At 62.3% G+C, this 19,259-nt stretch carries 22 protein-coding genes and 4 pseudogenes; 9 read left to right on the top strand and 17 right to left on the bottom strand.

Annotated features, from left to right (window positions below; genetic code table 11):
- Positions 1-110: 110 nt before the first annotated feature.
- Both recD2 and AC1DW9_RS24815 read right to left on the bottom strand, forming a co-directional pair.
- Entirely contained in the window at positions 111-2,255 is a 2,145-nt protein-coding gene (recD2, locus tag AC1DW9_RS24820) for an SF1B family DNA helicase RecD2 (protein WP_441507963.1), read from the bottom strand.
- Positions 2,256-2,691: 436 nt separating this feature from the next.
- A complete protein-coding gene (locus AC1DW9_RS24815; protein ID WP_476776831.1) occupies positions 2,692-3,021 on the bottom strand; it encodes a DUF6880 family protein in 330 nt (109 codons plus the stop codon).
- Between the two features lie 35 nt (positions 3,022-3,056).
- Between AC1DW9_RS24815 and AC1DW9_RS24810 the strand changes: the two are divergent.
- Positions 3,057-3,289: pseudogene (locus AC1DW9_RS24810) on the top strand (integrase core domain-containing protein); the annotation flags it as partial.
- Between the two features lie 3 nt (positions 3,290-3,292).
- Here AC1DW9_RS24810 and AC1DW9_RS24805 read toward each other — a convergent pair.
- The 5 genes from AC1DW9_RS24805 to AC1DW9_RS24785 all read right to left on the bottom strand — a co-directional run bounded on the left by AC1DW9_RS24805 (position 3,293) and on the right by AC1DW9_RS24785 (position 4,831).
- Complete coding sequence (locus tag AC1DW9_RS24805) at positions 3,293-3,592, bottom strand: MmgE/PrpD family protein (RefSeq protein WP_441507964.1); 300 nt, start codon at positions 3,590-3,592, stop codon at positions 3,293-3,295.
- Positions 3,593-3,656: 64 nt separating this feature from the next.
- Positions 3,657-3,962, bottom strand: a complete 306-nt coding sequence (locus tag AC1DW9_RS24800) for a hypothetical protein (RefSeq protein ID WP_441507965.1) — start codon at positions 3,960-3,962, stop codon at positions 3,657-3,659.
- 32 nt (positions 3,963-3,994) lie between these two features.
- Positions 3,995-4,204, bottom strand: coding sequence for a hypothetical protein (locus AC1DW9_RS24795; RefSeq protein ID WP_441507966.1), 210 nt, complete (start codon positions 4,202-4,204; stop codon positions 3,995-3,997).
- A gap of 25 nt (positions 4,205-4,229) precedes the next feature.
- On the bottom strand, positions 4,230-4,622 hold the full coding sequence (locus AC1DW9_RS24790) for a hypothetical protein (protein WP_441507967.1): 393 nt from the start codon (positions 4,620-4,622) through the stop codon (positions 4,230-4,232).
- Positions 4,619-4,831 (bottom strand): hypothetical protein, encoded by a 213-nt coding sequence (locus tag AC1DW9_RS24785; RefSeq protein WP_441507968.1) that lies wholly within the window; start codon positions 4,829-4,831, stop codon positions 4,619-4,621. Before AC1DW9_RS24785 ends, AC1DW9_RS24790 begins: the two co-directional genes overlap by 4 nt.
- A gap of 566 nt (positions 4,832-5,397) precedes the next feature.
- On the opposite strand from AC1DW9_RS24785, the gene AC1DW9_RS24780 reads away from it, so the two are divergent.
- Positions 5,398-6,168, top strand: coding sequence for an MBL fold metallo-hydrolase (locus tag AC1DW9_RS24780; RefSeq protein WP_441507969.1), 771 nt, complete (start codon positions 5,398-5,400; stop codon positions 6,166-6,168).
- A 66-nt stretch (positions 6,169-6,234) separates the two neighbouring features.
- On the opposite strand, the pseudogene AC1DW9_RS24775 reads toward AC1DW9_RS24780, so the two are convergent.
- Together AC1DW9_RS24775 and AC1DW9_RS24770 are read right to left on the bottom strand one after the other, a co-directional pair.
- Positions 6,235-6,423, bottom strand: a pseudogene (locus AC1DW9_RS24775) (recombinase family protein); the annotation flags it as partial.
- Positions 6,356-6,655 carry a DUF2924 domain-containing protein gene (locus AC1DW9_RS24770; protein ID WP_441507970.1) on the bottom strand — a complete coding sequence of 100 codons (300 nt, stop codon included), beginning with the start codon at positions 6,653-6,655 and terminating at the stop codon, positions 6,356-6,358. The gene AC1DW9_RS24770 and the pseudogene AC1DW9_RS24775, both read right to left, overlap by 68 nt.
- 128 nt (positions 6,656-6,783) lie before the next feature.
- Here AC1DW9_RS24770 and AC1DW9_RS24765 point away from each other — a divergent pair.
- The 3 genes and pseudogenes from AC1DW9_RS24765 to AC1DW9_RS24755 form a co-directional block, all read left to right on the top strand.
- A pseudogene (locus tag AC1DW9_RS24765) lies at positions 6,784-7,081 on the top strand (IS6 family transposase); the annotation flags it as partial.
- A gap of 156 nt (positions 7,082-7,237) precedes the next feature.
- Complete coding sequence (locus tag AC1DW9_RS24760) at positions 7,238-7,690, top strand: hypothetical protein (protein WP_441507971.1); 453 nt, start codon at positions 7,238-7,240, stop codon at positions 7,688-7,690.
- A 99-nt stretch (positions 7,691-7,789) separates the two neighbouring features.
- Positions 7,790-8,031 (top strand): annotated as a pseudogene (locus tag AC1DW9_RS24755) (DDE-type integrase/transposase/recombinase); the annotation flags it as partial.
- A gap of 156 nt (positions 8,032-8,187) precedes the next feature.
- Here the strand turns inward: AC1DW9_RS24755 and AC1DW9_RS24750 are convergent.
- From AC1DW9_RS24750 to AC1DW9_RS24715, 8 genes are all read right to left on the bottom strand, one after another.
- Complete coding sequence (locus tag AC1DW9_RS24750; RefSeq protein ID WP_441507972.1) at positions 8,188-8,961, bottom strand: SDR family NAD(P)-dependent oxidoreductase; 774 nt, start codon at positions 8,959-8,961, stop codon at positions 8,188-8,190.
- Entirely contained in the window at positions 8,958-9,986 is a 1,029-nt protein-coding gene (locus tag AC1DW9_RS24745; protein ID WP_441507973.1) for a zinc-binding alcohol dehydrogenase family protein, read from the bottom strand. The genes AC1DW9_RS24750 and AC1DW9_RS24745 overlap by 4 nt, the downstream gene beginning before the upstream one ends.
- A gap of 9 nt (positions 9,987-9,995) precedes the next feature.
- Positions 9,996-11,105, bottom strand: a complete 1,110-nt coding sequence (locus AC1DW9_RS24740) for an enolase C-terminal domain-like protein (RefSeq protein WP_441507974.1) — start codon at positions 11,103-11,105, stop codon at positions 9,996-9,998.
- 12 nt (positions 11,106-11,117) lie between these two features.
- Entirely contained in the window at positions 11,118-11,768 is a 651-nt protein-coding gene (locus tag AC1DW9_RS24735; protein WP_441507975.1) for an RraA family protein, read from the bottom strand.
- 68 nt (positions 11,769-11,836) lie between these two features.
- Positions 11,837-12,619, bottom strand: coding sequence for a transporter substrate-binding domain-containing protein (locus AC1DW9_RS24730; RefSeq protein WP_441507976.1), 783 nt, complete (start codon positions 12,617-12,619; stop codon positions 11,837-11,839).
- A 13-nt stretch (positions 12,620-12,632) separates the two neighbouring features.
- Positions 12,633-13,304, bottom strand: coding sequence for an amino acid ABC transporter permease (locus AC1DW9_RS24725; protein WP_441507977.1), 672 nt, complete (start codon positions 13,302-13,304; stop codon positions 12,633-12,635).
- A 5-nt stretch (positions 13,305-13,309) separates the two neighbouring features.
- Entirely contained in the window at positions 13,310-13,981 is a 672-nt protein-coding gene (locus AC1DW9_RS24720) for an amino acid ABC transporter permease (RefSeq protein ID WP_441507978.1), read from the bottom strand.
- 40 nt (positions 13,982-14,021) lie between these two features.
- Positions 14,022-14,705, bottom strand: a complete 684-nt coding sequence (locus AC1DW9_RS24715; RefSeq protein WP_476776828.1) for a GntR family transcriptional regulator — start codon at positions 14,703-14,705, stop codon at positions 14,022-14,024.
- A gap of 105 nt (positions 14,706-14,810) precedes the next feature.
- Here AC1DW9_RS24715 and AC1DW9_RS24710 point away from each other — a divergent pair, with 105 nt between their 5' ends.
- The 4 genes from AC1DW9_RS24710 to AC1DW9_RS24695 all read left to right on the top strand — a co-directional run bounded on the left by AC1DW9_RS24710 (position 14,811) and on the right by AC1DW9_RS24695 (position 18,690).
- Positions 14,811-15,569, top strand: coding sequence for an amino acid ABC transporter ATP-binding protein (locus tag AC1DW9_RS24710; RefSeq protein WP_441508017.1), 759 nt, complete (start codon positions 14,811-14,813; stop codon positions 15,567-15,569).
- Positions 15,570-15,607: 38 nt separating this feature from the next.
- A complete protein-coding gene (locus AC1DW9_RS24705) occupies positions 15,608-16,723 on the top strand; it encodes a mandelate racemase/muconate lactonizing enzyme family protein (RefSeq protein ID WP_441507980.1) in 1,116 nt (371 codons plus the stop codon).
- 59 nt (positions 16,724-16,782) lie between these two features.
- Positions 16,783-17,970 (top strand): extracellular solute-binding protein, encoded by a 1,188-nt coding sequence (locus tag AC1DW9_RS24700; RefSeq protein WP_476776827.1) that lies wholly within the window; start codon positions 16,783-16,785, stop codon positions 17,968-17,970.
- Between the two features lie 303 nt (positions 17,971-18,273).
- Positions 18,274-18,690, top strand: a complete 417-nt coding sequence (locus tag AC1DW9_RS24695; RefSeq protein ID WP_476776826.1) for a hypothetical protein — start codon at positions 18,274-18,276, stop codon at positions 18,688-18,690.
- Positions 18,691-19,259 lie beyond the last annotated feature (569 nt).

The raw sequence follows: 19,259 nt of genomic DNA, 5'->3' as shown, positions 1-19,259 counted from the left end.
ACCAATTCTATTCAGGCGCAAGCCGCCGTGTCGTAAACGCGCTCATAGCGCAGCAGCGCCCACACGGCGCGCTGTCACTGCGGGATCAAAACTACTCTGTGCAGGGCTAGCTACTCCATCCACTCCCGCAATTTCGTCCATCGACGTTTTCCGCCAGCCCTGATCGCCATGGCCAGCGCGCGCTTCTGCCCCACGATGACGACCAGCCGTTTTCCCCGCGTGACGCCCGTGTAGAGAAGATTGCGAGCCAACATCATGTAGTGCTGGGTCGTCACTGGAATGACGACGGCGGGGTATTCCGAGCCCTGTGATTTGTGGATCGTCGTCGCGTAGGCCAGCACGACCGTATCGAGCTCACCGAATGGATAGCTGACGATCCGGCCGTCGAACTCGGCGGTCAGTTCGCCTTCCTCATCGTCGATACCTATGACCATGCCGAGATCGCCGTTGAACACCTCACGGTCGTAGTCATTTACGGTCTGCATAACGCGATCGCCAACCGCAAAGGTCCAGCCGAAGCGCTCGACCGAAGCCGTGGGGTTCGGGTTGAGGACCCGCTGGAGTTCAACATTGAGATTGCGCGCCCCCAGCAGTCCCCGGTTCATTGGGCATAGGACCTGGATATCAGCGATCGGATCGAGCCCGAAGCGTCTTGCAATCCGTTCACGCACAATTTCTCGAATCTTCGCGACACCGTTTTCGGGCGTGTCGATCTCGACGAAGAAATAGTCGCTGTCTTGCCGCGGCGCGGCGGATTCCGGCATCTGCCCCTGGTTGATGCGGTGGGCATTGACGATGATCCGGCTGGTTGCGGCCTGCCGGAACACCTCCGTCAGGCGAGCGGTCGGCAGGGCCTGCGACGAGATGATGTCGCCTAAAACCTGTCCTGGCCCGACTGATGGCAGCTGGTCGACATCGCCAACCAGCAGAAGCCCTGCCCCGCGTGGAACGGCTTTCAGTAGCGCGTGCATCAGTGGTACGTCGACCATGCTGGTCTCATCGACCACCAGGAGCTGGCAGTCGAGAGGACTTTCCAGACCCTTCTTGAAACTGCCGTTCGCCGGATCAACCTCCAGCAGGCGGTGGATGGTTTTGGCCTCGATGCCGGTCTGCTCCGTCATCCGCTTGGCTGCGCGTCCGGTGGGGGCTGCCAGCAGCACCCGCACGCCCTTGGCGACCAAAATCCGCAAGATGGCGTCCAGAAGTGTCGTCTTGCCTGTGCCTGGGCCGCCAGTGACCACGGCAACCTTGCTGGCGAGCACGAGACGGACTGCTTCGATCTGCGAGGACGCCAATGCCTTGCCGGTCCGCTTTTCGATCCAGGGCATAGCCTTGTCGTGATTGATCGCAGGCCATGGCGCCGGCCCAATAGCCAGATCAGCGAGGCGCCGCGCGATTGCCTGTTCAGCAGCATGCAGACCTTTCAGGAAAACGCACTGAGCGTCTTCGATCCGGTCCAAAACAATGTCACCCCGTTCCAATTCGGTCCGGATCGCGGTTGCGATCAGAGCGGCATCGACCTCCAGGAGCTTTTCGGCCAACTTCACGAGGGCGTCCTGAGGCAGTCCGCAGTGGCCTTCATCCGTCGCCTCTTGAAGCGCAAAGGAAACGCCAGCACGCAAGCGCTGGGGCGCGGTCTTCTTCATGCCGAGCTTTGCTGCGATCGAGTCCGCTGTGCGAAAGCCGATCCCGCGAATGTCACGGGCGAGCCGATAGGGATCTTCCGTCATCACAGCGATGGCCTCATGCCCATACGTCTTAAAGATGCGGACAGCCCTGGCTGTCCCGACGCCGTGGGCGTGAAGGAATATCATGATCTCCCTGACGGCCTTCTGCTCTGCCCATCCCGACACGATGCGCTCAGCGCGCTTCGGGCCGATGCCGGTAACCTCCTTCAGCCGCTCCGGATGAGCCTCGATGATGTCGAAGGTAGCCGCCCCGAAAAGCGCCACGATGCGCTTGGCCATGGCGGGGCCGATCCCCCGCATCTGCCCGGATGCGAGGTATCTTTCGATGCCCTCAGCCCCGGTCGGCGGCGTGGTCTTCATGACCTGCGCCTTGAACTGGAGGCCGTGGGTTCGATCGGTAATCCAGATGCCCGAGGCCGTAACGAACTCGCCCGCTCCGATCGTCGCGGCGTGGCCCACCACGGTCACGAGATCGCGCCGGCCCCGCGCTTTCACCCTGATCACGGCAAAGCCGCTGTCGGCGTTGTGGAAGGTTACCCGCTCCACAGTTCCAGCGAGCGTGTCCAAGGGTGGTGGTGCGGGGTGGGCTTGCAAGGATGCATTCCGTCCGGGAGCCGGCTGACATTAACGGATTGTGTCAGCCAAACACGCAAGGTTCTGTGAAAATCCCTGGGCGCCATAGCATCTGAAAGTTCCTGCCCTTCACGCCGCGGCGAGAATCTCAAACTCCGCTGCGATGGACGGAATTAGATTGTAGGCAGAATTGTCACGGGAATGGTGCGATCTCCGCCGCGCTGATGGCCGGACCAAGACCGGTATCGCACAGTGCGAAAGGAGAGCGTGCAGGTGGCAGCCGCCCGACGCGTCTAAGGTCGATGCTGTCATCAAGCTGATCGAAGCCAGAACCTCCCCCGCAGAAGCTGCCCGCCAACTCGGCCGGGGCCGTTCCACGATCTAGCGCGAAATGCGACGGCTCGGCATCAGCCGCCCAGCGCAGGGATCATCACGCGTTCCAGAAACCGCTCTTGCGGCCATGCTTCGCCTTGAGCGTCGCAATGTAGGTATCGTGATCGGTATGCCCTTTGAAATCCCCGATCCGTCTTGCAAGCTCAGCACAGGTTTGCGGGTGCCGGGCCGCGTGGGGATAACGCTTGGCGCGGGTCTTATCGAGCGCGAAATCGATCATCGCTCTTAGCGCCAATGTCGCGGCTAACGCGTATTTGGCCTCAAGCGCTTCGGCCGCGTCCGTCAAACAGCCGTAGTGATCGCCATCAAGTTCGGAATGGCGAGCGAGGATCAATTTCGCTGCGACCTCAGGCGCTGGCCACTCGATCAGACAACCAAGTCCCTGATGAAAATCAGCGAACGTCCCGGCATGCCAGGCTCCGGGATGAGCTTCTGGATGGCGAAATCTTCTATACCTTGGCTGAAGCGTCATCAAAAGCTGGCGACGCCACTTCAATACGCTGCGCCCGCATGGTTCACTTGGCTACAAACCGCCGGCCCCGGAGGTCTTCGCGCCAGCCATGACCGCGCGGGCGGCTGCGCAACCCAGACCAGCGACGCCGCCCGCGCTAGCCGCCAGACCCACCATCCACTAACAATCAAATCGGACCTCTCGTTGGGAGCGGATCACCTGCTGCTGCTTGAGTTCGACGAGCGTCCGGACCGGCGTATGGGCGAAGATATGGCAGGGGGTAGCACTTGGTGCAGATTCGCTCGGTTTCCCAAGTTTCGCCCAGGCCGCGCAGCAGCTCGTCCAGCTTCGGGGCGCGGGTAAAGGCTTCGAAGAAGCCGAACTTACCTTCCAGAATAACGTCGGGCCCACTGAAGCCGGCGGCCGCGAGGCGGGCGGCCATCACGCCGCCTTCGGAGGCGCGGGCAGTGTGAAGCCGTTTGATCACGCCGCCATTCGTATTGCTGAAGCCGTGAATCACTCCAGGCCAGAGCAATTCGCGACAGGAAAAGTCAGTGGGCCTTCTGCTTCGCGACCCGCTCCAGGAAGTCTTCGACGGGCACGTTCGACCATATGCTGCCGGTCGTCTTGAACCCACAGCCATTCAGGGCCTCGCCGTGCTCGCCGAGCCATTTAATCATCGGTACGTCGCCGCCGAGGCTCGCCCCGATCCCGGCGCAGGTCAGTACCGTTCCGACCGGAAGGACCATGCTCCAGCTCTGATAGCAATTCGGTCCGCTCAGCCTCATGCCGTAGAGCCTGAAGCCGTTGTGGACAACGCGCCATTTCTGGCCGTGCTTGAATTCTGACCGCCTCATCGTTTTGCAACCACCCGCGACAGGAAAAGTCGTCAGCGTCGCGCCAGGCGGCTCTCATGGACGAGGCAGGCGCTGGTGAGCATCACGACGCGGCCCTGGAAGCCGGTGCCATCGCCGGGTTGGACTTCCGAGGCCGCCTCCCTGGTCGGGAAGCGCGTCGCCTCATGGGGATCGGATACGAAGCTGATCATGCTGTCGTCCTTCCGGACATAGCAGCCATCGGACGTCACGAGCACGTACATCGGACTCCCCCCATGTGCAGTTCATTCAGACGTAGCGCAGCTTCTTATCCTTCTGCAGCACGACGCGGCGCTGGCAGCCTTCGCAATTCATGCCCTTAGCGTGGGTCGCAATCTTGATCTCCGTACCGCAATCGAGGCACTCGGCCACACGGTAGAAGCCGGGAACGCCGGAGATCAAGGTGGAGACCATCGTCCACGCCGCCACCGCCGTGCAGGCGATGCCGAGCCAGGGATGCAGCTCAGTCGCCGGCAGGATCGCGATGAGATAGAGCGCCCCGACGCAGAGCGTGCCGCGAACATGGGCACCCTTCTTCGGCTCGGTCTCCTGGCAGACGAAGCGGGGATAGCCCTGAGGCGGCTCACTTGGCGGGGTCGGAGGCGTCTTCTTCACCTTGAACAGGTCGACGACGTTGCTCACGAGCGTGGCTCCCGCCATTCCTTGCAGGTCACCGTTTCCTTCGTACTATCATCCGTCCAGCGCGTCATGTTGCTTTGGAAGAAGAAGGTCGGAGCGCTGTCGTCATCCGGGGCGATGAAGTAGCTGCCCGAGCCGTAGGCGTGCTGCTTGCCGTTGATCGTGACGACGAAGTTTCTGTCGGGCGAGCTCGTGCCGTACTGAATCAGCACGTCGCCGCCCTTCGGGAAGTTGCAACTGTAGCCGGAATTTGCCGTCTTTGATCGGCTGGAACTGGGCGGGAGCGCTGCCGAGAGCGGCTAAAGCGCGTCCTATCAAGGCGCAGGTAGTGATCGGTTTCATGGTGGCAGCACTCCTTGGCTACCCGTGCGCTGACTACCCCTACATCCTTGCAGTTAGTTTCACCGTGACAATAGCCATTGGTCTAGCCATCTCTGTTCCCAGCTGATTTTTCGGGAATGGTGAATTGGGACTTTATGGATCGGTGGTGATTGGCGGTCGATAGATATTATGGACAACACCCCTATCGTGCCACGCTCAGATCGAACCATTCCCGTGACGATGCCCGTTGACGGTATGCGGGCGGGGAATTTAAGCTTTGCGGCGTTCGCAAGCCCTTTAATATCCATTGCGTCGAGCCGTCCAACTGACATGACGCTGCAGGCAGGGTTGCTGAATGGGTATCTCATGACCCGGTGGGACGACTTCGTCCAAGATCTCGTGGAGGCTAACTCCAATGCCAACAGGCCATACTTGCACGAAAATTCATGAATTCGTCATGGCCAGCATTTCGCTGGCCTTCGGCGTTGTTTTGTCCGCCGCCGCGCTGGCACAGTCAGCCCAGGAAGGCGGGAAGGTGAAGGTGGAGTGGCTCGGCCATGAATTCTACAGGCTGACCTCGCCGAAGGGCATAGTCGTACTCACCAGCCCTTGGCTGGGCAACCCGGACGGTCCGATCGCGCTCGCCGACCTCACGCCAACTGATTTCATCCTCGTGCCAAACGCCCATAACGACGACATGGGCAATCCGATCGAAATTGCTGCCCAGTCCGACGCAACCGTCATCACTCCCGGCCCCCTCGGACGTTGGCTGGTGTCGAATGGCCTCAAGCAGGAGCAGTTCCGCCGTGCCGGCATCGGTGACCGGTTCACGTTGAAGGGGATCACCTTCAAGATCGCGCCCAGCGGCCATGACAACACGCTGCCGTCCGGGGCAGACGGCGGCCCTTCGGTGGCTTTCTTCATTACGTTCGAGAACGGCTTCACTGTGTTCTACAATGGCCACTCCACGCTGCTGGGTGACTTGCCGCTCTATGCCGCACTTTACAAGCCCGACCTTGCGATTCTCGGCCTCGCCGGCGATCCGCCGGAGTTCGCTCAGGTGGCTCGCCTCCTTACGAACGGTAATCCGAAGCTCAAGCGAGTCATCCCGAGCCACATGCGGCCCGATGCAGTCATTCTGAAAGAGGGCAAGAAGGAGCTCGATCAACTCGGTTTGGGAAATCTGATGTATGTACCGAAGCTTCGAGCTATTGAGGAATACCCATAGTGGCGATGTCTGGCGAGCTTGCGAGTGGGCCCAAATCGGTTCTGTTGTCTCCGGCTCACGCCGCGCAGACAAGCCGCCATCAACAAAGCGATCGCCAACGAGGCTCCAGCCCTCATGCGCCTGGCTCTTGATGTAGGCCTCGCGGGCCTCCCACTGGGCATCGAGCGGGTTGAAGGCGAGATCGAGATTATGCTCGGTCGATTTGCGCGTGTAGATCGCGCAGCGCTGCGGCCTGACGGCGGGTTCGCGGTTCATGGCGTGGCCTCGCCGCCGGCTGCTGTCGCAGCCCGAGGAAGCGCGGGCCATTCCGGGTTGTCCCGGTGATGCGCTTGGCCAGCGTCGAGAGGCTGCGATGCGTCTCGCCGTTCCAGAGGAAGCCACCGGGCACGATCACGACCTCATGGCTGACCCCATCATGCTCGCGCACAAGGACCGAGCCGGTCTTGATGCGCCGTCTGGTCTCCTGGCCCCGTGCGAGTTTCGCCAAGTGCCGGGGGCCAACTCATCGTCCAGTTGGCATTGTCACGGCGTAGCGGAGTTGTTGCGCCTCGGTCAGGTTGGTAGCCATTGAGCATGGCAAAGATCAGTTACAGCGGTTAACGCTTTCCACCCGCGATCATCCAGCAGGCAATCTGGCTGTATCTCCGGTTCACCCTCAGCTTCCGCGACGTCGAGGATCTGCTGGCCGCGCGGAATTGCCGTGTCCTACGAGACGGTGCGCCGCTGGGTGAACCATTTCGGACCCAGGATCGCCGCCGATCTCCGCCACCCCCGACCAAAGCCTCACGCCACTTGGCACCTGGACGAGGTCTATCTCAAGATCGACGGTCGCCTGGTCTATCTTTGGCGGGCCGTTGACTCCGAAGGCGAGGTCCTGGACGTCCTGATTCAGGCAAAAAGAAACAAGCGCGCCGGTTTCTGCCGCCAATTCGCGGTTAAGCGAGCAGCGCTGGCAATTGGCTCACAATAACAACTCAATGGCTACAAAGCACAAGCTGCAGTTCGAGGCGGCGTGTTAGCGCAACGGCGGAATTTATGCGCTTTGCCGCCGTCTGTGACAGAAGTACCCGTGTTCAACCTTTTCCCCAGAAAGCCGAAGATTTCCAAGGCGGGCATGGTCGCCGCTCGCCTGGAAGATTTCCTCGACATGATCACCACGGCCGCTTCGATTAGCGCCAAACTTGGCGGCAGCGCGGACCGGATGGTCGAAAACAAGTTGGCATTCCACGCTGCGATCTGGGCAGCTGCGGATGCTTACGGGCAACTGCATGGCGCCTCGACAGAAGAGACCACTGAGGGTGTGCGGCTGTATCTCAATCGCTACGGCGACGCCGAAGAGACGCTCAAGACGATGCTGATGACCTTCACGCTGCCCGAATTTGCTCCGTTGGTTCAGGTTACTGGCCAGGCGATTTTTGCAATCCGTGCCGAGGCTTCAGATAGTGGCCACGTACTACGTCGCCTGACTGAGCTGGCGGACTTCATCGCCGATTTTAAGGCGCGCCCTCATCGCGCCAACTGATCCAAGCCCTCCGCGGGGCGTTGTCACGTGAACTCCGGCATGGCGGCAAGCCCTGTAGGTGGGCGTGCATGACCCTGCCGACCATCAGCTACAAGCGCCATGCCGGAGATGGAGCATCGCGCGCACAAGGTCTCAATAGCCGCGCCGAGAACTCACACCTGCCCCCCGAAAGCGCGAGCGGACGATGCAAGGCTTTCGTTCCCCGGGGAGCCGGCAGCGCTTTGTCCCCGTCTTCTCCGCCGTCCGCAATCTGTTCGTCCCGTCGGTCCGCCGTCACCACCCCTCTGCATCGTCTGCGCGCCATGGCGCACTGGAAAGTCATGGCTGGCGTCACGGCCTGAGCCTGTCATGGGGCCGAATGCTCCCCTTGGCGCCCGCCGGGAGTTAATGTGACAATGCCACTATTCTTCCCCAGCAGCGATTCCGCAACGCCCACTCGATCGCGACGTGAGGACGAAAGTCGAGGTTGCGAAACAAATTGGTGCTTCCGAGATTGCTTAGAATCCATGTAGAGCGCCGCCATCGACTACCACGATATGGCCTGTGACATAGGCCGCGGCCGCCGAGGCTAGATACGTCATCGCCCAGCCGATATCGGCTTCGGTGCCATAGCTCTTCATCGGGATGCGGCCGTCGATCTTGGCCTTTCGGTCAGGGTCGGTCGAGGTTGCCTGCCGAAACAGCGGCGTGTCGATCCAGCCCGGCGCGACGCCATTGACCCTGACCTTCTGCGGCGCGAGCTCGGTCGCCATGGCCCGGACCATTCCGACATAGGCGGCCTTCGCAGCCGAATAGCCGATCACGTTCGGAATGCCGAGGAAGGAGCTCATCGAGGCGGTGAATAGGATCGAGCCGTTCCCGGCTTGCTCGATCTGGGCGAGGAAAGCGCGCGACAGGGCGTAAGCACCATGGACATGCACGTCCAGGATCGTCCTGAAGTCGGTGGGTGTCATCTTTGCAATGGGGTTCTTGATCGTGTTGCCCGCGTTGTTCACCAGGATCGAGACCGGCCCGAAACGCTGCGAGACGGCCTCGGCATAGGCCTCGGCCTCGTCGACGCGTGTGACGTCGAAAGGTAGAGAACCGGTCTCGCCGCCCAGATCTGCCGCCGCTTTCTCGATCTTCTGCGCATTGGTGCCTGCCAGCGTCACTCTAGCTCCGGCCGCTGCAAAGCAGCGCGCGATGCCCAGGCCCAGGCCGCTGCCGCCGCCAGTCACCAGCGCGTGGTGTCCCTTCAGCGAGAAAATATCGAGCGGGTGGGATGCAGTCACGAACGGTCTCCTACGTCGATCAGGATCTTGGTGTAGGCGCCGGGATCAGCATCCCAGTCGATCATCGCCTGGGCAGCTTCTGACAGCGGCACGACGCGCGTGACGAGCACATCGCCGATCGTGGGGTTCGCCCGCAGATAGGCGATGACGTCATGGAAATCGAGCAGTTCCGCGCCCCGCGAACCCCTGATGTCGATCTCCTTCATCACGAAGAACCGGGTCTCGTAAGCGACCGGGTTCTTGGCGTAGCCGACATAGGCAACGCGCCCGCATTGGGCAGTGAATTCGACCGCCTGGCGGAAGGTTTCCTCGGCGCCGACGGCCTCGATCACGACGGGCGCACCTTCGCCGCCGGTTAGTTCGGCAACGCGGGTGGCGACGTCCTCTCGCGAGGCATCGACGACGTGCTGGACGCCGAGTCGTCTCGCGGTGACGAGTTTCTTGGCGCTGAGATCGACGGCGACGACCGTCCCGCCCCGGTCGAGCACGCCCAGCGCGGCGCCGAGCCCGATGACGCCGCACCCGAGCACGACGACGAGGTCCTCGGAGGTCACCTCCGCACGTCGCACCGCATGAAAGCCTACGGCCAACGGCTCGATCAGCGTGGCGTCGCGCGCGGGTATGCCCTCGACGGGGATAACCTTGCTGACCGGTAGGCAAATCCGCTCGGTCAGCGCCCCCTCGCGCTGCACGCCGAGCGTCTCGTTTTTGAGGCAGGCATTGGGGCGCTTGAGGCGGCAGGCACGGCATTGGCCACAGTTGAAATAGGGCAGCACCGTCACGCGTTGCCCGGCAACGAGTTGCCCCGTGCCGGAGGCACCGAGCGACGCGATGGTGCCCGATATCTCGTGCCCGGGCCCGCGCGGATAGGCGACCAGCGGGTTCCTGCCCCGGAAGCTGTTCAGGTCCGAGCCGCAATAACCGATGAAGTCGATGCGAACCTCGACCTCTGCGGGGCCCGGCAGGCTGGCAGTCCGTTTGGTGAAGGATACCGAGCCGGGGCGGTCGATGGAGAGGGCTTTCATCATCTCACCTCAAACGATCTTGACGGTCATGCGATCGACGTCGTCCCAATCGATCTCGACGCCGAGACCAGGCAGGGCCGGCGGCGTCGCGAGACCGTCGCTGATCGGCAGTTTCTCCTTCAATCCAAAGGCGAAGCCCTCGATCGGATAGAGAACCTCGAAAAAATCGCAGTTCTTCATCGCCGCGCAGCAGTGCAGATTGACGATCTCCATCGGGTGGAAGATCGAGGTGTGGACCTCGCAATTGACGCCGAAGGCTTCCGCCAGCCGCGCGGTCTTCATGACGCCGGTTACGCCGCCGGTCCAGGACACGTCGGCACGGACCCGATCGACGACGCGTGTCGCGATGCATTCGGCGATGCTGTAGGGATGCTTGGCGAGGACTTCGGTCCCAACAATCGGGATCTCCAGCGTCCGGCTGAGTTCGCGCAGCGAATGCACATCCTCGTCGTAGAGCGGCTCCTCGAACCAGTAGTAGTCCAGCTTCTCCAGTGCTCGACCGAAGCGGATCGCCTGCTCGAGATTATAGGTCGAGACGGGGTCCGACATCAGCGTAAATGTCGCGCCCACCGCCTCGCGCACCAGCCGATGGGCCTCCAGATCTTCCTCGATATCGTTGCCCGGCGTGTGAAGCTTGTAGGCGCGCAGGCCTTCTGCCTGAGCCCGCAGCGCCTCGGCTGCGTAGTCCTTGGGCTCCTTCAGGATCATCGAGCTGCCATAGGCCGGAACGGAATCGCGATAGGCGCCAAGATATTTGTAGAGCGGCTGGCCGGCGGCTTGCGCGCTGAGCAGCCAGAGCGCGGTGTCGAAGGGGCCATAGGCGTAGATCGGCAGATGCCCCCACCAGCGATCGGCGGTTCGGAACTCGTGCCAGGCTTTTTCGCGATCGCGCGGATCGCGGCCGATGAAGAAGGGCCGCAAGGTGTCGGCGATGAGCTGGCCGGCACCGGGCGCGGACCGGCCGGCGAAACCGAAGGTCGTCGCCGACAGGCCGCTGTCGGTCTTCAGCGTCACCACCAGGAATTCGAAGTTGCCGAAATCGCCCGTGCGGAAGGCGGCAGCCTGAAAATGCTCCGGCTTGCGCTGGCAGCAGCGGACCTCGATATCGGTGATCCTCACGTGAGCAACCCCTTAGAACTTGCCGTGGCGGAGATAGGCTTCCTGCGGATCGACACCGGCGAGAATCGCGCTGCGCACGAGGTTCTCTGCCGAGATCGCCGTCTGCGCGGCATCGATTACGTCCTCGACGCGCGCCTTCGGGACACGGATCAGCCCGTCGCGATCGCCGATGAGATAGTCGCCCGGCGCGATCACCACGCCGCCGATCCGGATGTCCACCTCGACGGCGCGCGGAAGCCAGTAGCCGACGATGTCGCGGGGTGTGTGGCCGCGCGACCAGGTCTGGAATTCCATGTTGAGCAGGAACTGGACATCGCGGATCAACCCGTCGATGACGCAGCCGCGCAGGCCCTTGTTTTTCAGGGTTTCGGCCGAGAGCTCGCCCATATTGGCGATCGTCATGTCGTTGGGTTGCGACACCCAGATATGGCCTGGCTTGGCCTTCGAGAGCAGCCCCGTCCAGGCCAGCAAGGTCTCGTGGGGATCGGCCTTCGGATCGGTGCGGCCATCGATGGTGAAGGCCGGGCCGGCGAGCCGGCGTTCCGGCATCAGGGGGTGGAGCTCGACCGGCAAGGTGAAGTTCGAGTGGCCCATCGCGCGCATGACGTCATGGACAACACCGGTATAGCACTGCTCGAGGCGGGCGGAGATAGCATCAGACATCGCGTGACGGTCCTGGATTTGTGAGAGAGGCGGGCGGAGCCGAATCTGCGCCGGCCCAGTTCTTGGCATCAGAACCGGGGCAGTTCGGCGTTCTCGAAGCCCATCCATTTCTTCTGCAGCGCCTGAATCTCGCCATTGGTCCACATCATAAAGATTTGGGTGTTGAGCCAATGCAACAGGTCCGGCTCTCCGCGCTTGAGGCCGATGCCCATCGGAGCCTGCGAAACGACGAACTTGTTCTCAAGATTGGGGTTCCGGCCCCGCACCGCAGACGACAGGCCGCCGCTTGTGACGATACCGTCGACCTGACCCGAAAGCAGCGCCTGGGTGGTCGAGGCGTCGTCGTCGTAGCGCTGGACGATGACCCCTTCGACATTGGCACGCGCCATGGCGATATCGTTGGTGCTGGCGCGCGTGACGCCGATTTTTTTGCCCTTGAGCTCTGCCAGAGCGCCGGCCTTGCTGTCCTTTGGCCCGAGATAGACCTGCTGGTCGACGAAGACTGTGTTGGTGAACGCGATCGTCTTGGCGCGCTCGGCGGTGATCGAAAAGGAATAGATGACGATGTCGAGCTTGCCGCTGGTGATGTTGGGGATGCGGTTCGAGGCGACGGTATCGACGATGTTCAGCTTGACGCCGAGATCGCGCGCGACCGCCTTGGCGAGCTGAACGTCATAGCCGTCGGGCTCCATCTTCTCGTTGGTGAGGCCGAAAGGCGGCGTGCCCAGCCCGACGCCGACATTGATCGTGCCGCGCTTGATAATGTCGTCGAGCAGGTTCTGGGCGGACGCGGCGAACGTCGAGCCCAGCAGCAGCGCCGTTCCGAGCGCAAGAGCCTGGATAGTCTTCACGTGTCTCTCCCTTTCATGGCGTGGCATTGTTCTGGGGCGCATGGATGTTCATGCGCACGCTCAGCCAGCGGCTTGTCTGCGACAGCAGCGAGCAGATGACGAAGTACAGGGCAGCGACCGTCAGATAGACGCTGAGTGGCTGGAAGGTGGAGTTGGAGACGATCTGTCCGGCTCGCGTCAGCTCGATGAAGCCGATGACGGAGGCGAGCGCTGTGTTCTTCACCACTTGCACGGAAAAGCCGACTGTCGGGGGGACTGCGAGCCGCAACGCCTGCGGCAGGATGACGAACCGCATCGCCTTGGGCCAGCTCAACGCCAGCGCGTCGGCGCCCTCCCATTGGCCGCGCCCGACCGACTCGATCGCGCCGCGCCAGATGTCGGTCAGGAAGGCTGCCGCATAGAGCGTCAGCGCGAGCCCCGCGGCAACGATGGCCGGCAAGTCGAACCCGAGATGGGATACCCCGAAATAGGCGATGAATAGAAGCACCAGCAGAGGCGTGCCCTGGATCAGATAGACGTAGATCCTGGCGATCCAGCGCAAGGGCGCGAAGATCGAGACGCGCATCAAGGTCAGTCCGGCTCCGAGCAGGCCGCCGCCGGCAAAAGCGATCAGCGACAGCAGGAGTGTCCATTGCGCTGCCTGCGCGAGGTAGCCGACATGGTAGAGGGAGTAAGTCTGGAACATCGGCGTTAGCGACCCGCATGCCGGAAGGCGAAGGCACTGCGGCCGGCCAAGGCGAATACGCCATGGAAGATGGCTGTCAGGGCGATGTAGAGGCCCGCCACGATCAGGAAGGCCTCAAGGCTGCGGAAGGTGAAGCCCTGGATGTCGTTGGCCGCACCGGTCAGCTCGGGCACCGAAATGGCGGAGACAATGCTCGATGCCAGCATGATTAGGATGAATTGGCTCGTCAGAGAGGGGTAGATCGCGGCGATGGCCGGTTTCAGCACGACATGGCGGAAGGTGAGATAGGGCGAGAGGCCCAGCGTGCGCGCCGCCTCGATCTGTCCCTTGTCGATGCTGTCGATGCCGGCCCGCACGATTTCCGTAATGTAGGCGCCGGAATAGACCGAGAGCGAGATCAGCGCCGCCGTCAGCGCGCTGATCCTGATGCCAACGGAGGGCATCCCGAAATAGATGATGTAAATTTGGACGAGGAACGGCGTGTTTCGGATGAGTTCTACGTAAGCCGCCGAGACCACGCGCAGCGGACGCACCCGTGAGCGACGCATCGCGGCGCCGACGATCCCGATCGCCAACCCCAGCGCCATCGCCATCGAGGACAGAGCTGTCGTGTAGATGCCGCCCTCGACGAATTGCGGCCAGCGAGCGAGCGCGCCAGAAAAGTCCAGATAGTTCATCGTGTTCTCCGGGATGTGCGACGGAACGCACGCGGCCCGTTCAGGGCTCTTTTGTCTCGCTGAGTTTTGAGCGGCTCACATTTTCAAGCGCGTTGTCGCGGCTGCGCAGGAGATGCCGGCGCAGAGCTTCGCGAGTCTGGTCGGGTGAGCCGACCTTCAGCGCGTCGAGAATATCGTGGTGCTCGTCGGCCGAGCGGCTGTAGTCACCGGCCAGATAGACGAAGACCGTATGGGTCTGGCCCAGGATTCGTTGGTGCCATTCGCAGATGAGCCTGTTGCCGGCAGCCGCCATAAGGGCGCTATGGAACTTGCGATCGTGGACGAGGGCGGTGGTGATGTCGTCGAGCGAGCCGCGCCGCGCGTAGAACTCATGGGTCTCAAGGCAGCGCGACAATTCGCCGAGCAGATCGGTGCTCACCGCGTGCAGCTCGAAGAGGCGGCCTACGGCGTTGAGCTCGATCAGCATGCGCCCTTCATAGAGCTCCTCCACATCTGCGAAGGTGAATTGCCGCACGACTGCCCCCTTGCGCATCGCGGACACGACGAGACCGTCCGCCTCCAGCCGCAGCAGCGCCTCCTTGATGGGCGTCTGGCTGATGGCAAGGCTGATAGCGAGCTCCTCGGGAAGGAGTCGTTTGCCGCTAGGTAGAGCCCCGGAGAGGATGCGCGAGCGCAATTCTTCATAGGCCTGATCGGACAAGGTGGCGCGGACGACCGAGTTCATGTCGCCATGATCGCTCCGCGGGCAGATAATGCAATATCGAAAATAAAAAATTTTCTATTTTATTTTGGAGAAGGCTCCGATTATGGTCCTTGCCGGAGGATCACAATGACAAGCGAGTCCCTCGCAGATTCCGCGGCGTTCGTGAGCGTGCGGAAGGCCACCAAGATGTTTGGCCCGTTCAAGGCGCTGGATGACGTCGATCTGCGCGTCGCCCGTGGCGAGAGGATCGTCGTATGCGGACCCTCGGGGTCAGGCAAATCGACCCTGATCCGCTGCATCAATGGGCTCGACCGTATTCAATCTGGCGAAATCAGCGTCGCCGGCGCGCCGTTGATGTCGAGCCGCCGCGGTTTGCTTGCGCTACGCCGCGATATCGGCATGGTGTTCCAGCACTTCAACCTGTTCCCGCACCTGACGGTGCTGGAGAATTGCACGCTGGCGCCGATGCAGGTGCTCGGCCGCCCCGCCGGAGAGGCGCGGGCCGAAGCACTCGCGATGCTACGCAAGGTGCGCATCGAGGACCAGGCTGATAAATACGCCTCGCAGCTCTCGGGCGGCCAGCAGCAGCGGGTCGCGATCGCCCGCGCCTTATGTATGAACCCCAAGGTGATGCTGTTTGACGAGCCGACCTCGGCCCTCGATCCCGAAATGGTCAAGGAAGTGCTTGACACAATGGTCGCGCTCGCCGGCGACGGCATGACGATGATCTGCGTCACCCATGAAATGGGCTTTGCTCGTCAGGTGGCCGACCGCGTCGTCTTCATGGACGCGGGCCGGATCATCGAGGAAGCGCCGCCGGAGGGCTTCTTCTCAAGCCCGCGTCATGAGCGCACCCGTAGCTTTCTCGCGCAATTGCTTCACTGAGCTCGCCCATCCCCCTCCAGGAACACTTTAAGGCCCCCATGAAGATCGTCGCCGTCGAACCGTTCATCCTGCACCTGCCACTGACGCAGAGCTCGATCTCGGACTCCACCCACAGCATCACCCACTGGGGTGTCGTCGGCACACGTATTCGGACGGATAACGGGCTGGAGGGCTACGGCTTCACGGGCACCCATGCCCATATCGCATCCGATCGCCTGATCACCTCCTGCATCGGAACCTCCTATGCGCCGTTGCTGATCGGGGAGGACGCCAACGACCGCTCGCGGCTCTGGACGAAGCTTGCGCGCTCTCCTGCGCTGCAATGGGTCGGGCGCGCCGGCATCACGCATCTGGCGCTCGCGGCCGTCGATGTCGCCCTTTGGGATCTCGCTGCGAAGCAGGCGGGGCTCCCGCTATGGAAATTCCTCGGTGGCCAGGGCGTCAAGGCGCTGGAAGCCTACAACACCGATATTGGCTGGTTGTCCTTTTCAAGGGAAAACCTGATTTCGGGAGCGAAGAAGGCCGTTGAGGTCGACGGCTTCACACGCATCAAGGTCAAGGTCGGCCATGACGATCCCAATGTCGACATCGATCGCCTCGCTGCCGTCCGCAAGGCGATTGGTCCAGGCGTGCGCATGGCGATCGACGGTAACGGCAAATGGGATCTGCCGACCTGCATGCGCTTCTGCGCGCAGGCCGAGCCCCTCGACATCTTCTGGTTCGAGGAGCCACTCTGGTACGATGATGTGGCGGGTCATGCGGCCCTTGCCCGCTCGACCTCGATCCCGATCGCGCTCGGCGAGCAGCTTTACACCCTCGACGCCTTCAAAACCTTTCTCGCAGCCGGTGCGCTGACCTACGTTCAGCCTGACGTAACAAGGCTCGCGGGCATCACCGAATACATTCAGGTCGCCGACCTCGCCCACGCGCATCGCCTGCCGGTCGTGCCCCATGCGGGCGAGATGAGCCAAGTGCATGTGCACCTGTCCTACTGGCACCCAGCCTCGACGATCCTGGAGTACATTCCCTGGATCAAGGACCATTTCCAGGAGCCGATCCGGGTGGAGGGCGGCCTCTATGCGCTGCCGCAGCAGCCCGGCGCGGGAACCACGCCGCTGGCTGCGAGCTTCGAGAGATTTGGCAAGCGCCTGTAGGCGCGGGCCAGCGCAGGCGGCAACGCAAGAAACAAAACAAATCAAACAGGAGGGAAGAGATGACCAACCAGATCGATCGGCGCCGTTTCGTCGGCGGATTGGCGGCCGCGACGGCATTTGCCGCCTCGGCCCCGGGCGCCCGCGGGCAGGTCGCGAAGCCGGCATCGCCCCTGACGATATCCGTCATCGACGCAGCCGGAAGTCTGGCTTTGACGCAGCCAGTTTTCGAAAACTACCGCAAGGCGAGGCCCGACCTCGTCGGCCGCTTCGTCTTCACCAAGGCGCCCTCGCCCGAGCTGCCCGGAAAGCTCAAGGCCCAGCAGGCGGCCAACCGCGTCGACATCGACATCGCCTTGGTCGGCACCGACGCGATTTCAGCGGGCGCAGAGCAGCAGGTCTGGACGAAGCTGTTTCCCGACCACGCCGCGGCCCTGCCCAAACTCGCCGACATCTATGCCCCTGACGTCCAGCGCATGCAGGCCGTCACCCAGGGACAGGGCGTCTGCATTGCCTTCACGCCGTCGGGACCCCTGCTCGAATACATGCCCGACCGGGTGAAATCGCCCCCGACCACCGCGGCCGAACTGCTCGACTGGTGCCGGCAGAACCCGAACCGCTTCTTCTACGCCCGGCCGTCGAATTCGGGACCGGCGCGCGGCTTCCTCATGGCCTTGCCCTATCTGCTCAAGGACACCGATCCAAAGGACCCTGCCAAGGGTTGGGACAAGACGTGGGCCTATCTGCGCGAGCTCAATAACTTCATCGAGTATTACCCGACCGGCACCGCCGTGACGATGAAGGAGCTGGGCGACGGCTCCCGCGACATGATCACCTCGACCATGGGATGGGACATCAACCCGCGCGCGCTGGGCATCGTGCCGAAGGAGGCCAAGACGATCGCACTCAAGGGGTCGCATTTCATCGCAGACGCGCATTTCGTCGCCGTACCCGCCGGCGTCGCGCCCGAGCGAATGGCGGTCATCCTCGATCTGGTGTCGTTTATGCTTTCACCGGAGCAGCAGGCGCTCGCCTATGACGAGGGCTACCTATATCCAGGTCCAGCCGTGAAGAACGTGCCGCTCTCGGCCGCGCCCGCCGCGAGCCAGAAGACATTGGCGGAGTTCGGTCGGGAGGAATACGAGGCATTGATCGCCTCGGTTCCTGTCGAGATGCCGCTCGAGCTCAACCAGATGGTTCAGGCGTTTCGGATCTGGGACATGGAAATCGCGGGGAAAAAGAAGCCCTGAGAGCGTTTCGCGCTATGGTTCGTCAAGCACGTGCACATTCGTGGTTCTGCGTGGCTTCGGCATGCCGCCGGCGGCTTACGTAGGTCGTGTCCCGCAAGGTGGTGTAGCTGAGGCGGTCATCGGCGGTTGCCGGTTAGGTTTGGGTTGCGAGATCCAACCGTGAACCGAGAGACCTCCGATGACCGATGAGATGCTGTGCGTGTGAATAGGCATCCAATTTGACCCGTGAATCGGCGTCCTGCGTGACCCCACGTAATTCGAATATTCTCTAATCGATTCAGGAACCTGCCGCCGATTTGATGGGTGAGCCTTGGGCGCCGATCGGGGGTCAAACGGCATGCCGCTTCACACACGCTGGCTCTCAAGGCAACGACGCCTCGCGATCTGCTCGATGCAGATTGGATCACCGTCGCACGCTTCGATAGCTTGACCACGCCAGGTGACATCGGCAGCATCCTGGCCCGCGAGGTGGACGATTGGAACGAGGCCGGGGTTGCGACTGTCCGGCTGGGAACGCGCACGACCGATCATCCCATCTACACGACGGCTCGGCCCCATTTCATCCTGGCGCTCGAATGGCTGGCGCAACCGATCGACGGCGACGCGCTGATCGCAGGTCTGATGCGGGCGATAGATGCCAGCACGTCGGTATCACGGCAGATAATCTTCCAAGGGCAGCGCCTGTTTCCTTGGCCGAACGTGGCAACCGTAGGGGGCTAATGGACTTAGTTGCAATTTAATGCGCCCGATGTGGCACCTAATACGCAAGGCTGGAGCGCGCCTCAGGCCCTGAGCGCCGTCAGCTGCGTAGAGAGGCTCTTGATTTAGCGGGACGTCACCGGCGCAGGTCGTCGTGAGCGAACTGCTAATCAGAGTGGTACCCCGACGTTGGCGCGGTTCGGCGCCACAAACTTGTATTCGGCCGATCCGTGAGGATCGCGACCTTGATGCAGTCATGCGCTCGACGGCGAAGTTCCGGGGCGGCGGGCCCATTCTAAGCCGCGGCTCAAAGACCAAGTCCCCTATCGGGTTGCCGCCACTTCGGCTCGGTGACCACAGTCAGCCCGAAGGTGACTTCGGCGGGTCTCGTTAAGAACCAGAGAGCTCATGCGGCGCGCAGCACCATGCCCTCAGGAACGATACCGCTGGTCGCCAGTCGCGATGAGCAGTTTCCGGGCCAAGGCCACTACCATCGTCTTGCACGTGCCGCTGCGGGCGTCGGCTGTCCGCTTCCTGTACTACGCGGCCAACGCGCTGTTCTGCTGATGGGATTATGGCGCAGTAATTAG

It is taken from the genome of Allobosea sp. P4_E12, from assembly GCF_056401655.1.
The sequence above is the reverse complement of the archived record's forward strand: the minus strand, read 5'-3'. Positions and strand labels throughout refer to the sequence as shown.